The organism is Pseudomonas sp. TH04 (assembly GCF_016651355.1).
In the GTDB taxonomy this organism is placed as follows: Bacteria; Pseudomonadota; Gammaproteobacteria; order Pseudomonadales; family Pseudomonadaceae; genus Aquipseudomonas; species Aquipseudomonas fluorescens.
Genome location: NZ_JAEKEA010000001.1, coordinates 5,595,012 through 5,609,487, shown reverse-complemented (window position 1 = coordinate 5,609,487; position 14,476 = coordinate 5,595,012). Strand labels below are relative to the sequence as shown.

General features: G+C 61.4%; 9 protein-coding genes. 3 read left to right on the top strand and 6 right to left on the bottom strand.

The window, feature by feature from the left end:
• Window positions 1-105: 105 nt before the first annotated feature.
• Complete coding sequence (locus tag JFT85_RS25235) at window positions 106-402, bottom strand: BolA family protein (RefSeq protein ID WP_053257204.1); 297 nt, start codon at window positions 400-402, stop codon at window positions 106-108.
• Between the two features lie 6 nt (window positions 403-408).
• Window positions 409-927, bottom strand: coding sequence for a DUF2059 domain-containing protein (locus JFT85_RS25230; protein WP_003236690.1), 519 nt, complete (start codon window positions 925-927; stop codon window positions 409-411).
• 192 nt (window positions 928-1,119) lie between these two features.
• Between JFT85_RS25230 and JFT85_RS25225 the strand changes: the two genes are divergently transcribed.
• Window positions 1,120-2,508 carry a class II fumarate hydratase gene (locus tag JFT85_RS25225; protein WP_069551015.1) on the top strand — a complete coding sequence of 463 codons (1,389 nt, stop codon included), beginning with the start codon at window positions 1,120-1,122 and terminating at the stop codon, window positions 2,506-2,508.
• 104 nt (window positions 2,509-2,612) lie between these two features.
• The gene (locus JFT85_RS25220) at window positions 2,613-3,380 is read left to right on the top strand and encodes an AcvB/VirJ family lysyl-phosphatidylglycerol hydrolase (RefSeq protein WP_201230626.1); all 768 of its coding nucleotides are present in this window, start codon (window positions 2,613-2,615) and stop codon (window positions 3,378-3,380) included.
• Here JFT85_RS25220 and JFT85_RS25215 read toward each other — a convergent pair.
• The 4 genes from JFT85_RS25215 to JFT85_RS25200 all read right to left on the bottom strand — a co-directional run bounded on the left by JFT85_RS25215 (window position 3,343) and on the right by JFT85_RS25200 (window position 12,234).
• Window positions 3,343-4,305, bottom strand: coding sequence for a DMT family transporter (locus JFT85_RS25215; protein ID WP_201230625.1), 963 nt, complete (start codon window positions 4,303-4,305; stop codon window positions 3,343-3,345). The genes JFT85_RS25220 and JFT85_RS25215 overlap by 38 nt on opposite strands.
• 185 nt (window positions 4,306-4,490) lie before the next feature.
• Window positions 4,491-5,675, bottom strand: coding sequence for a thiolase family protein (locus JFT85_RS25210; RefSeq protein ID WP_069551018.1), 1,185 nt, complete (start codon window positions 5,673-5,675; stop codon window positions 4,491-4,493).
• A 91-nt stretch (window positions 5,676-5,766) separates the two neighbouring features.
• Entirely contained in the window at window positions 5,767-7,284 is a 1,518-nt protein-coding gene (pap, locus tag JFT85_RS25205) for a polyphosphate:AMP phosphotransferase (RefSeq protein WP_201230624.1), read from the bottom strand.
• A 102-nt stretch (window positions 7,285-7,386) separates the two neighbouring features.
• The gene (locus tag JFT85_RS25200; RefSeq protein WP_201230623.1) at window positions 7,387-12,234 is read right to left on the bottom strand and encodes an NEL-type E3 ubiquitin ligase domain-containing protein; all 4,848 of its coding nucleotides are present in this window, start codon (window positions 12,232-12,234) and stop codon (window positions 7,387-7,389) included.
• Between the two features lie 189 nt (window positions 12,235-12,423).
• On the opposite strand from JFT85_RS25200, the gene mnmC reads away from it, so the two are divergent.
• Entirely contained in the window at window positions 12,424-14,424 is a 2,001-nt protein-coding gene (gene mnmC / locus JFT85_RS25195) for a bifunctional tRNA (5-methylaminomethyl-2-thiouridine)(34)-methyltransferase MnmD/FAD-dependent 5-carboxymethylaminomethyl-2-thiouridine(34) oxidoreductase MnmC (RefSeq protein WP_201230622.1), read from the top strand.
• Window positions 14,425-14,476: the final 52 nt, after the last annotated feature.

The following is a 14,476-nucleotide window of genomic DNA, read 5'->3' as shown; positions in this document are numbered from 1 at the left end:
AGGTGGCTACCCTCGTAAGGGGTGAACCGGATGCAAAAAAAACGCGCCGGCTAAGCGGCGCGTTGCGGATTCTAGCAAATGCCAGGTGTCAGAGACACCCGTGCGTCAGCTATGCCCGCCGGCGCAGGTCGGCGAGGCCGGGGCTGCGTCGATTTTCGCCCATTCTTCAGGCGTATAGGTATGCAGCGCCAGCGCATGAAATTCGCTCATCAGGTCACCGAGGGTGGCATAGACCGTCTGGTGGCGCTTGACGCGGTTAAGCCCCTCGAACTGCTGGCTGACCAGCACGGCCTTGAAGTGGGTCTGCAACCCACGGCTGTGCATGTGGCTTTCATCCAGCACGCTCAAGTGTTGTGGGCTCAGGGCGGCGAGCGCCGTTTCGATACGCTGTTGCATGGTCATTCCTGCTTACTTCTTCTTGGCCGGTGCGGCGGCTTTCGGCGTCAGCTCGTTGGTCATGTCTTCCAACAGCTTGTTGACCACCGGCACGGCGCTTTCCAGTTTGGCCTGGGTCATCTGGGCCGATTGCTGGGTCAGTTGCGGCATTTTTTCCAGGACTTTCTTGCCCAGTGGCGACTGGTAGAAAGCAACCAGGTCCTTGAGCTCGGATTCGCTGAAGTTGGTGGTGTAGAGCTTGACCATGTCCGGCTTCAGCTTCGGCCAGCCGATGGCCTGGTCGAGGGCGGCATTGGCCTTGGCCTGGTAGCTGTCCAGTACGGACTGCTTGGCGGCAGGCGCCTTGGTTTGTTCGAAACGCTGGGCGAACATTTGCTGCACTTGCATGTACACCGGGGTACCCAGCTTGTCAGCGTGGGCCAGGGTAAGGAAGGCTTCGGCACTGGCGTTATGGCTGGCGGTATCGGCAAAGACTTGGCCGCTGGCGCAAACCAGAGCAACCGCGGTACAGATGGCACGAAGACGAGTCATCGAGTTTCCTTTCTAGCAGGCGAGGTAAGACCCCAAGGGCGACCATTCTGCGCCTAAAAAACCTTGCGGCTCAACCCCAGGCCTTGTTCGGCCGGGATTTGCGGGGCTTGCACCCGATGAAAAGTCTTTTATGGAACCCCACAGGCCCATCACGGCCTAAACTGCGCAAACGAACCTGAAGGAGTGTGCCCGATGAGCCGTATCGAAACCGACAGCCTGGGAGACGTACAAGTCCCGGATGACGCTTACTGGGGCGCGCAGACCCAACGTTCACTGGTGAATTTCGCCATCGGCGAGCAACGCATGCCCCTGGCGGTGCTGCACGCCCTGGCGCTGATCAAGAAAGCCGCCGCCCGGGTCAACGACCGCAATGGCGACCTGCCCGCCGACATCGCCCGCCTGATCGAACAAGCCGCCGATGAAGTGCTCGACGGTCAACATGACGACCAGTTTCCGCTGGTGGTCTGGCAGACCGGCAGTGGCACCCAGAGCAATATGAACGCCAATGAAGTCATCGCCGGCCGCGCCAACGAACTGTCGGGCAAACCCCGTGGCGGCAAGAGCCCGGTGCACCCCAACGATCACGTCAACCGCTCCCAGAGTTCCAACGACTGCTTCCCCACCGCCATGAGCATCGCGACCGTGCAAGCCGTGACCCAGCAACTGCTGCCGGCGATCACTCATCTGTCCGGCGGGCTGGCGGAACTGTCGGCACGCCATATGAAACTGGTGAAGACCGGCCGCACCCACATGATGGACGCCACACCCATCACGTTCGGCCAGGAGGTCTCGGCGTTTATCGCCCAGCTGGATTACGCCGAGCGCGCGATCCGCAGCGCCCTGCCCCCGGTGTGCGAACTGGCCCAGGGCGGCACGGCCGTCGGCACCGGGCTCAATTCGCCGCATGGCTTTGGCGAGGCAATTGCTGCTGAATTGGCCGCCCTGTCGGGCTTGCCGTTCGTCACCGCGCCGAATAAATTTGCCGCCCTCTCGGGCCATGAGCCGCTGGTGACCCTGCATGGCGCACTGAAAACCCTGGCAGTGGCCTTAATGAAAATCGCCAATGACCTGCGCCTGCTGGGCTCCGGCCCACGTGCCGGGCTCGCGGAAGTCAAATTGCCGGCCAACGAGCCAGGCAGCTCGATCATGCCCGGCAAGGTCAACCCTACCCAATGTGAAGCGTTGTCGATGCTGGCCTGCCAGGTATTGGGCAACGACGTGACCATCGGCATTGCGGCCAGCCAGGGCCACTTGCAGCTGAACGTGTACAAACCCGTGATCATCCACAACGTGCTGGAGTCGATCCGCCTGTTGGCCGATGGCTGCAATAATTTCCAGGAGCATTGCGTGGCAGGCCTGGAGCCCGACGCCGGGAAAATGGCCGAGCACCTGGAGCGCGGGCTGATGCTGGTGACGGCGCTCAACCCGCATATCGGCTACGACAAGTCGGCGCAGATCGCCAAGAAGGCTTATGCCGAAGGGCTGACGCTAAGGGAAGCCGCGCTGGACCTGGGCTACCTGACCGACGCGGAGTTTGATCAGTGGGTTCGCCCGGAAAACATGCTCGAAGCCGGGCACTGACGCGTCGTCGAAACCACCCGCGTCTACTGTCAGTTGTCACAGTTACGTAAGCCCGTCCTCCAGAGGTTCAATGCCCAATAAACCTCTGGACGGACGATCATCGCATGAAGCGAAGCAGCCTGATTATCCTCTTCATGCTGACAGGGCTTTGGGGGCTGGCAGCCTGGTACCCGGCCGACAGCTCCGCGCTGCGGGCGTTTCCGGTTGTTCTGCCGCCGCCCTCGACAGCACCCGCCATGAACGAGCTTGTCATCTTCTACTCCGGTGACGGCGGCTGGGCACCCTTGGAGCAGGCCATCAGCCACAACCTTAACCAGCGTGGCTACGGCGTGTTGGGCATCAGTACCCTGGCGTATTTCTGGCATGAACAACCCGTGGCAGACTCGGCCGCACAGTTGGACGCGCTTATCACGGTGTACCGCAAGCAATGGAGTTCGCCCAGGGTCTGGTTGATTGGCTTTTCTTTCGGGGCCAATGTCCTGCCATCACTTATCAACCAGCTTAAGCCCGAGAACCGTGCGCGCATTTCGCAACTGACATTGCTGGAGCCGACCCAGGATGTGTTCCTGGAGATCGAACTGGAACACTACATCAGCGTGGGCTGGCTCAACCGGATCACCCAGGCCTACCGGCATCTGCGCGAACCAGTTACCCACCACGATCCATTACCGGCACTGCTTCAGTTGAAAGGGCGGGTCCCTGTCACCTGCTTGCATACTGACGAAAATAGCACTGGTTTATGCCGTCAGCCCTCGCTTCCCGAGTGGATAAGCGCAGTAGAAATCCCCGGCACTCACTATTTCAATGGGGACTTCGCCAACGTGACTCAGTACCTTATAGAGCGCCACCCAAGCGCACCCGCCGGGCCTTGAGCCCGGCGAGCAACGACGGCGCCAGGGCCACCATGGCCGAGCCGAGCACCACCACCAACGCCCCGGCATAGCCGATGGCGTTGATCTCTTCGGCCTGCACAAAGTCCGGCCATAGCCACGCCGCCAACGCCACGGCCGCAAAGGTCACCAACGGCGTCAACGCCAGGGTGGCACTGACCCGCGAGGCTTCCCAGTGCGCCAGCGCTTCGGCAAACGCCCCATACGCCACCAGCGTATTCATGCAACACGCCAGCAGCAGCCAGCCTTGCAGCGGGCTCAGTTGCAGCGCCTCCAGTGGATGCGCCCACGGCGTGAGCAACACAGCGCACGACAGGTAGATCACCATCATCACTTGCAGCGAATTCCACACCGTCAGCAACTGCTTCTGACCCAGGGCATAAAACACCCAGATGGTGGTGGCGAGCAGGATCGTCAGCACACCGGCCGTGTAAGTGCCCAGCGAGGTCAGCAGTTCGACCAGACGCTGATTGAAGAACAGGCCGAAGCCGATGATCAACACCACCAAGCCCAAGCCCTGCCCCAGGCTGAAGCGCTCCTTGAACACAAAGACACTGGCGACCATCAGAAAGATCGGGCCCATCTGCACGACCAATTGTGCGGTGCCGGGGCTGAGCAGTTTCAGGCCCACCAGGTACAGCACATAGTTGCCCACCAGGCCACACACCGCCATGGCTACCAGCCAGCCGCCCTTAGGCCCGAGCACCTTGCGGCTGGGCAGGCGCTGGGTCGCGGCGAGGTAGAGGAACAGGCAGCCGCCGGCAACGGTCAGGCGAAACCAGGTGACGGTAATCGGGTCCATCACCTGCAGCACTTGCTTGAGTTTGATCGGCAGAATGCCCCAAAGAAACGCGGTCAGCAGGGTCAAGCCAAAGCCATAGACCCAGCGACCGGAAGAGATGTGCATGAGTGCCCCGAATGCCTGAGGAAGTGGAACCGGCATTCTAGGGGGACCAAGGGGTGGCTTGGCGAGCGATATTTTCCTGCCCACATAAATCAACGCTGGGGCGTGTGTGGAAGCCGGGCTTGCCCGCGATGCAGGCACCGCAGGCAAGCCAGCGCCCCAATGGACCCAGTGTGCCCAATAAGAACCTAACGTACGGCTTCGAATAATCCGCTAGCGCCCATACCACCACCCACGCACATGGTGACGATGCCGTAACGCAGGTTGCGCCGCTGCAGCTCCCGCACCAGATGCCCGACTTGCCGCGAGCCGGTCATGCCAAACGGGTGCCCGATGGAAATCGAGCCGCCGTTGACGTTGTACCGGGCATTGTCGATTTCCAGGCGGTTACGCGCATACAGGCACTGTGAGGCGAACGCCTCGTTGAGTTCCCACAGGTCGATATCCGCCACCTGCAAGCCCTTGGCTTTGAGCAGCTTGGGCACCGAAAACACCGGGCCGATGCCCATTTCGTCAGGTTCGCAACCGGCCACGGTAAAGCCACGGAAAAACGCCTTGGGCTTGAGCCCCAGTTCGAGGGCTTTTTCCAGGCTCATCACCAACGTCATAGAGGCGCCATCGGAGAGTTGCGAGGAGTTGCCCGCCGTCACCGAACCGTCTTCGGCAAACACCGGTTTGAGCCCGCTGAGGCTGGCCAGGGTGGTGTCGGGGCGGTTGCAGTCGTCGCGATCGACCACCCCGTCCAGCACCTGCACCTCGCCGCTGTTCTTGTCCTCGACCCGGTACTGGACTGCCATCGGCACAATTTCATCATCGAACAAACCGTCGGCCTGAGCCTGGGCCGTGCGCTGCTGGCTTTGCAAGGCATACAGGTCCTGGTCTTCGCGGCTCACGTGATAGCGGCGGGCAACGATTTCGGCGGTCTGGCCCATGGGGAAGTAGAGGCCTGGCACCTGCTCTTTGAGCAACGGGTTGATCAGGTTGTCGGTATTGACGCTTTTCATCGTCAGGCTGATGGACTCGACGCCACCGGCGACGATGATGTCGCTGCAGCCCGAAGCGATCTGGTTGGCCGCAATCGCAATCGCCTGCAAGCCCGAGGAGCAGAAGCGGTTGAGGGTCATGCCGGCCGTACCGGTGCCCAGTTGCGAGAGCACCGCCACATTGCGCCCGATGTTGTAACCCTGGGCGCCTTCATTGGAGCCTGCACCGACAATACAGTCCTCGACTGTCGCCGGGTCGATACCATTGCGGGTCAGCAGTGCATTCACGCAATGGGCCGCCATGTCATCGGGGCGGGTCTGGTTGAACTTGCCACGAAAGGATTTGGCCAGGCCGGTTCGCACGCTGTCGACGATCACTACTTCACGCATGGGCTACCTCGATCTTGTCGTTGTTGGGAGATGGATCGAGCATAGATCCAGGCCCTCCCAACCGCGACGATCATTCACCCCATAGATAGGCCTACTTCTTCTTGCCTTTCTTGTCGTGCTTGTCGGACTTGGCGAACGCCTCTTCGAGCGAGAGGTTGATGGTGCGCAGCACCTTGACCCGCGCCCAGCGTTTGTCATTGGCTTCCACCAGGGTCCATGGCGCAACTTCGGTACTGGTGCGGTCGACCATGTCGCCCACAGCGGCGCGGTAGTCATCCCACTTGTCGCGGTTACGCCAGTCGTCTTCGGTAATCTTGAAACGCTTGAACGGGATTTCCTCACGGGCCTGGAAACGGTCCAACTGGGTCTGCTTGTCGATGGCCAGCCAGAACTTGACCACGATCACCCCCGCATCGCGCAGTTGCTCCTCAAAGTCGTTGATCTCGCCGTAGGCACGCATCCAGTCCGCCGGGGTGCAGAAGCCTTCAATGCGTTCCACCAGGACGCGGCCGTACCACGAGCGGTCAAACACCGTGAACATGCCGCGCGCCGGGATTTTTTGCCAGAACCGCCACAGGTACGGCTGGGCGCGTTCGTCTTCACTCGGCGCGGCAATCGGCACGATATGGTACTGGCGCGGGTCCAGCGCCGCTGCGACACGCCGGATCGCCCCGCCCTTGCCCGCTGCGTCATTGCCTTCGAACACAGTGACCAGCGCGTGCTTGCGCATGCGTTTGTCGCGCATCAGCCCGGAGAAACGCGCCTGCTCAGTGATCAGCTGTTCCTCGTAATCGTCCTTCTCCAGGCGCAAGGTCATGTCGAGGCTGTCGAGCAGGCTCTTCTGGTCCACCGACGCCAACAACGGTGCCGGGTTCATGCCGCTGGCCTTGCCCTTGGGCAGCTTCAAGGCATTTTGCAGGCCTTCGAGCAGAATCTTGCCCACCGTGAGGCTACGGTAATTGCTGTCGACCCCTTCGATCACATGCCACGGCGCGTAATCGCGACTGGTTCGGCGCAGGATGCGCTCACCAAAATGCACAAACTTGTCGTAGGTCTGGGACTGCTGCCAGTCCAGCGGGCTGATGCGCCAGCTATGCAGCGGGTCGTCGGCCAGCGCCTTGAGCCGCGCCTTCATTTGCTTCTTGGACAGGTGGAACCAGAACTTGAAGATCAGCGCGCCTTCGTCGCAGAACATCTTCTCCAGGCGCTCGGCACCGGCGATGGCCTGGTCCAGGCGCGCATCCTTGATGTCACCGTGCACCCGGCCTTGCAACATCTGGCTGTACCAGTTACCGAAAAACACCCCCATACGGCCTTTGGCGGGCAGTTGCCGCCAGTAGCGCCAGGCCGGTGGGCGCGCCAGTTCTTCGTCAGTCTGTTGGTCGAAGGTGCGCACCTCGATCAAGCGCGGGTCCATCCATTCATTGAGCAGCTTGACGGTTTCGCCCTTGCCGGCCCCTTCAATGCCGTTGATCAGGATGATCACCGGGAAGCGCTTCTGCTGTTGCAGCTCATACTGCACTTCCAGCAAGGCTTCGCGCAGCGCCGGCACCTCGGCGTCATAGGTGTCTTTGTCGATGGCGTGACCGATTTCGGCGGATTCGAACATGGGCAGCTCCGTTTCAAGATGGCTCAAGACTAGCGGATTGGGCAGCACGCCGGTCAAGGAATTCCAACCGGCTTGCCGTGGATCAATCCGCGCGGCCAAAGACTAATTCCCGGGCACGTGGCAAATGCCCAGATCCTGACGCATCAACATCTGCTGTGTCAGGCGCTCAACCACGTCGGTGATGGCTTGCCGGCGAGGCGCGCGCAGGGCTTCCATTTGCTTGAGATACTCCGCGTCGGTGAGGTTCTGGCTGTTTTCAAAGAGTGTTTGTTGCTGCGTATCAAAGGACGCCGTCGCCGACTGGAAAGCACTCGGAAACTGCTGTTTCAGGTGGGTTTTCCAAAACGCCAATTGGGTCATGAAGCGCAAGAATGCGGGGGACAGCTCTGCCGTGCGCACTTGGGACTGTGCGACCTCCAGCCCGTCGCTGGTCACATTGGCAAACAGTGCAAAATTCATATGCTTGGGCTGCCCCGGGAGTTCCAGGGCCTGGGCCAATCCAACCCGGAACGCCAGGCTGACTTCCAGTGGGTCCGCGCTCAAGTGTTCGACAGCGTAGGTCGCGGCAATTTTTTCCAGTTCACTGAGGCGAAACAAACCGCGACTCAACTTCAACAACGCGCTGGAATCGCTGCGCGCGCGACCGGCCTGAAGGGTCGCCTTCTCGACCTCCTTCAAGACTTCTATCTGGCTGAAAATCTGCGCCGTTCCATCCGAGCAATTCGCCGGATGAGCAGCTAATTGAAAGACCCGCTCGCGCAGCCCGACGCTGTCATGGGTGGCTTGCAGTACCTCCCAAACGCGCTGGGTCAAGTCTTCGCGCACATAACGACTGTCCGCAGTGCCGGACAGTTGCGCCAGCAATTCGAACAACGGCGGTGATTCCGGATCATCCCGAAGGTTGGCCCACACGGTACGCTTGTGCACATCCCGACTGGCCGTTTCCTGCGGCAACCATAACGCCCTGGCCCTCAACTCGGTCATGCGCGGTTGATCGTCGCGCACATAGCCCATGCCAATACCGGCGTCGTCGCGATAACGCAGGAGTGCCGTTACCGTCGAACTGGATAACGGGTTACCGCCTACATTAATCGCCTGACTGAAACTGCGCGGCGTCGTGAACAACCACTCGGGCAACACGGTCATCGCGTTGTCGCGCAAATCCGCCTGCTCAAGCCGGGCCAGCCGCCCCAGCCCCAAGGGCAGGTCGGTGATTTTTGTGTCCTGTAACAACAGGGTGTGCAAGTCGCGCATCTTGCTGACATCCACCAGCTTCTCCAGCGGATTGTGGCTCAGGTCCAGCCGGCGCAACGCACTCAGGTCAGCCAGTTTCAGCCGCGTGTAGTCAGTCAGCGCCAAGCGGTTACGCGGCATCGATACACTTTCAAGGTCAAACATGCGCGAGAGGACTTCCGGTAACCGGGTCAGGTGGTTTCGGTCCAGCTCCAGACGCCTCAGCCCCTTAAAACATTTCAGAAAATAAGCGACGTCATCCCCCAGGCGCATGTTCTTGAGTGACAGTTGCCGGACATGGTCGAAACGAATCTCGCCCGGCAGCGTTGGCAGCGAGCCCACGCGCATTCCGTCCAGGCTTAAACTGGCGACGGAGGTCTGGTGCTCATCCAGAGCAAAGCTTTGACGCCGCCAACAGGCTTCAATGCGCTGTGCCACCTGCTGGCGGCTGTTGCGAATGTCACTCAGGCCCGGTTGTTTCTCCAGGTCCTGGGTAGCGTTCTTCCAATGCTTGAGCAGCGCTCGCAAATGCCCCAGTTCGGCCTGCAGACGCTTTACCGCCCTGGCCCGTGAAAGCGCATCGGCGCCCAGCGCCATCAGCAGCGAAGCGACTTGTGCATCGCTGAACAACGGGTACAAACGCTTCACTTTGCGTACCAGTGCGAGTGGATGCACCAACGGCCCCGTCGGCGAATCGGCCATTTCACAGGGAACCCCCTCCACCAGAGGTTCACTGACTCCGCTGGAAAACGCCTCGCCAGCCAGCTCCCGTTCCCCCTTGGCCTGCGAGGCGCTCATGTAGCGCAGGCGCCAAATGTTACTGGGCGCGTTCAGCGGTAATCCGAGTGTCACGCGCTGGCTGTCCGTGAGCGCTGAATCGAGCGCCTCGAACAGTCCGTCGGGGCCGGCATACGGTCCACCGATGCTCAGGCCCGTGTCATCAAACGTCTCAAACCCGGCGCTCGACCTGACCACTACGCGGCGCACGGTGGCCTCCACGAACGCGCCCAGGGCCAATATGTCCCCCTGGGCTGAATCCTGGCGCAATTCGAGTCGCAACGCCCTGCCCCACCCCGCCACGCGCGGCGTTGAGCGAACCGCAACCAGCGCGGTATCCAGGCCGGCCAACTCTGGCAGGTCAAACCCCATCAAGGCGCGGTCCAGGCGTTGCGCCGCCAGGGCACGTTGCACAGACTCCGCCAGGGCCATGGGAACCCGTTGATTGTCGCGCAACGATTCGCGTTGCAGCGTCGATGCCTCGGCCATCAATTCGCGCATCGAGGTACAGGGCAGCTGCGGATAAGTGCGCCTGAGCAACGCCCACTCGGGCGGGACGGGGGCGTCATAGGCCTGATATAACCGCTCGAACAGCGGCTTGCGATCGGCCTTGAGGTGCGCGAGCAACTGGCGCACCAGTACGGCGTGCTCCTGATCGGCCGTGACCCCGTCGCCCAGCAGGCGGGTCTTTTGTGCCTCATCCAGCCCGGACAACAGCACGTCAACCACTTTTCCCTCACGGAGCATCGGCTCGGTGACCGTCAAACGCCGGCCCACGTCGTGAGCCGTCAGGCTGGCCGGGTAGCGTGCCTTGACGCTGCGCTGCGCATCCAGCACCTCAAAATAGCGCCCCACCGGCCACCCCTTTAACAGGGGCAAGGCGTGCAGCAGCAAGGTCGAATTGGCGAGGCTGGGGGCCGCGCCATTCTCCAGCTGCCAGATCAGATCGCGAATGGACTGATCCAGCCTGAAACGTTCGTACAAGTCGCGAAAGCGTGCGGGAAAGGGCAAGCACTCCTGCGCCTGATGAAGCCCCCAATCATGGGGTTTATCCATGATGGCCTTGATCTGTAGCAGTTTCCTTGGCGGCAGCGAGGAACCGGAATCTGTCGGCTTCAACCGCGAAAAGAGATACTCCTGATCCTCCCACTCGTCAGGCTGTTCGAACGCAAAACGCCAACAGCCCTCCCCGTTATGCAGCAATGGCGGGCGATAAGCCGTGTGCCGCGCGAGGTGACTGGCCCGCCATTGCTCCAGTTTCGTGTCGAACCCAACCCGGTGCACACGCTCATTGACCTTAACGTATGAATGACCGTCCACCTTGTAGATCCCCGAAGCGTCGGCGACCTCATCATCGACAACGCTCTGAGCATGGACGTACGGCGTGATATCCGGGCGCCACAACCGCAGGTTGCCCTCCGTGGGGCGTACCACGTCAACGTTGCGAAAAAAGCTGTCCAGGTTAAGGCCGCTGCGCTTCATTGCCGAGCCGACAACCTTGCTGCCTGCCGCGAACAACACCATCGAGGTGATATTTTCAGCGACGGCCACCATCTGCTTGAAGGCCTCCTCCCTGTCACCACGGCGCCAGTCTTCAATGCCCTCATAGAGCTCGCCGAGCATCTGCCCGATGGCCACGCCTGTCATCAACACCCCCAGTTCCGGGACAACCAGGCCGGCGAGGTTGAGTACCGTCAACCCAGCGTCCAGGTAGGCCTGCAAGCGCCGCTCACGTGCCTCCTCATCGACGTCGGCCACCGGCACCGCCAGGGCCCGCGCGTCGGCTTGCAGCTTTGCGGCGTACGTATCAAAAAAATACCTGGGCAGGCTGACCGTCAGGAGGTTGGCCTCCAGCGCCCCGAACATGCTGGCCTGATCCAAACGGCTGAAGAACCCGACCCGGTCGCCCTGGCTCAAGTAGCGAGCAAAAAAAGCACGATACGCAGCCACGCCAAGCTTGCGCTTGAGGTAGGCCTGCAGGTCATCCAGCGAGGAATACTCGAAGAGGGGCCGTTCCGGTTCGTTGGGCATGTACACCACACAGGGCTCCTGCGGGTATTGCGCAATCGACCGGCCGGAAAACACCAGGATGCTCCACAGACAACCGCCCTCGGTATTCAGCCCTTGCCAGGTAACCGGCCGTCCTTGGAACAGCACCCCGGCGGCCTGCGCCTGCGACGGTGTCAGTTGGCGGTCCAGCAATGTGCACAACATCCTGTAGGTGTCGGCTGAAATATCGGCGCGCATCACGGCAATATGGGCGTCGATCTTCATGTCCAGGACTTTCATCCGGCCGATATCGGTCGCGACAGCATTGACGTAGGGCTTGTCACGGGTCTGCTCATCACTCAGGTTGAGCACGTCACTGATGTGCCGCTGATACAAGCGGCCAAGGTCCAGGGCACGGCAGCCTTGGGCAAACTCGAGCGGTGTAATACCCATCACCCCACGCGCGGCGGACCCCGACTGCAACAGCGAGCCGGCCGGAAAGTATTCTGCTCGAGCTTCATCCGCCGAGAAATTCTGCATCGCCACATGCAGCAGGCTGTCCTGCACCAGCCTCACCGTTTTCACATACTTGAGTGGCAAGAGCTCTTTTTCGTATTCGTTGACCGCACGAATAAAAACATCTTTTTTCGGTTCCACGCTCAGTTGCCAGCGTGTCAGGCAATAGTGCTTGAGCCGCTCATTGCAAAACTCATCCAGCCCCCGCAATGGCTTCATGCACTCGGTGACGACTGCCTGGGCCTCTGCAACCCGCACGGCATCTCTGGTCAATGCATCGAGCACGCCCGGTGGTGCGTTGACCATCCAGCCCGGCAGCTTCTTTTGCAGGACCTGGGCCTTGTCCAGATCCCCGGTCATTTCCAGTAAGGCCGCTTGCAGCTGGCTTTGGGTCAACTGGTTCAGCTTGTTGTTCAAATCATCCTGTGTGCGCATCAGCAATATCCTTTATTGCCTATAAATCAAAGCATTACGATAGCGCAGCGGCCCACGCAGCATTAACGCTGATTGTTGATGGGTGGATAGGTGCCCGCAGCAGTTTTTTCCATGTAAAAACTATCGGGCTACCCCCTTCGGCTAGAATGGCGACCTTGCCTTTGCCCGCTGTTATTTTATGAGCCGCCCATGAACCCCGTAACCCACGCCCAGCTCGACTGGGATGACCAAGGTCGCCCGCACTCGCGGGTCTTCGACGATGTGTATTTCTCCGACAAGTCGGGCCTTGAAGAAACCCGCTACGTGTTCCTTGAGCAGAACCGCTTGCAGGCGCGGTTTGCCGCCCTGCCGGCGGGTGGCCGGCTGGTGATCGGAGAAACCGGGTTCGGCACTGGCTTGAACTTCCTCTGCGCCTGGCAGCTGTTCGAGCAACACGCGGCGGCCGGTGCGCACCTGCATTTTGTGAGCGTGGAAAAGTACCCACTGAGCCACAACGACCTGCAACGCGCCCTGGCCCTCTGGCCGGAACTCAGTGCCTACGCCGAGCAACTGTTGGCGCAGTACATCGCGATCCATCAAGGCTTCCAACGCCTGGTATTGGCTAATGGCCGGGTCACCCTGACCCTGCTGGTCGGCGACGCGCTGGAGCAATTGCCGCAACTGGATGCGCAGGTTGACGCCTGGTTTCTCGACGGCTTCGCCCCGGCTAAAAACCCTGACATGTGGACCGCCGAGCTGTTTGCCGAACTGGCGCGCCTGGCGGCGCCGGGCTCGACCATCAGCACCTTCACCAGCACCGGTTGGGTACGCCGCCTGATCAATGCCGCCGGGTTCAAGATGAAACGCACACCGGGCATCGGCCACAAGTGGGAGATCCTGCGCGGTGAGTTCCTCGGCTGGCCCGAAGGCACGCCGCCGCCCGCCAAAGCCAAACCCTGGTTCGCCCGCCCGGCGGCCATCGAGGGCGAACGCCACGCGATGGTCATCGGTGGCGGCCTGGCCGGTTGCGCGACCGCCGCGAGCCTTGCCGCACGTGGCTGGCGCGTCAGCCTGCTGGAGCGCCACACCGCCCTGGCCCAGGAAGCGTCGGGCAACCCACAGGGCGTGTTGTACCTCAAGCTTTCGGCGCATGGAACGACACTGTCGCAGCTGATCCTCAGTGGTTTCGGCCACACTCGACGCCTGTTGGAACATCTGCACCGCGGCATTGATTGGGATGGCTGCGGCGTGCTGCAACTGGCGTTTGATGCCAAGGAAGCTCAGCGCCAGGCGCAACTGGCCGAGGCCTTTGCGCCAGACCTGTTGCACCTGTTAGACCGTGAACAGGCGCAACAACGCGCCGGGATCGACCTGGCACAGGGCGGCCTGTTTTTTCCGCAAGGCGGCTGGGTACATCCACCGGCACTGTGCCAATGGCAGGCGGCGCATCCGTTGATTGACGTGCTCACCCATCACCACGCCCTTGAGCTGCACCGGGTCAATGACCAGTGGCAGGCCCGCGATGCCGACCGCGTGCTGGCCAGCGCTCGCGTGGTGGTGCTCGCCGGGGCCGCCGAGATCAAGCGATTCGCCCCCAGCGCCGACTTGCCGCTCAAGCGCATACGCGGGCAAATCACCCGGCTGACGCAAACGGCAGCGAGTGAGGCGCTGGCCACTGTGGTTTGCGCCGAGGGTTACGTCGCCCCCGCCCGGCTGGGTGAACACACCCTGGGCGCGAGTTTTGATTTCACCAACGAAGACCTCACGCCCACCGCCACCGAACATGCCGGCAACCTGGCAATGCTGCGGGAAATCTCTGAAGACTTGTCGCAACGCCTCGGCGCCGAGCACTTGGCACCCGAGCAACTGGAGGGTCGGGCGGCGTTTCGTTGCACCAGCCCTGACTACCTGCCGATCGTCGGGCCGTTGGCCGACCACGAAGCCTTCCAACAGGCGTATGCGGTGCTCGGCAAAGACGCCCGGCAAGTACCGGATACGCCCTGCCCCTGGCTGCCGGGTCTGTACATCAACAGCGGCCACGGCTCACGCGGATTGATCACAGCGCCCCTGTGCGGCGAGCTGATTGCGGCCTGGCTGACGGATGAGCCGTTGCCGGTTCCGGCCAGTGTGGCCGAGGCCTGCCACCCGAATCGGTTTGCCCTGCGCGCATTGGTGAAAGGCAAGTCAGCGGCAGGCAAAGAGCGGCTTTAAAGCCATCACGGCTATTTGCCTTATAACTTATCGGTCTAAAACTCCACGGATA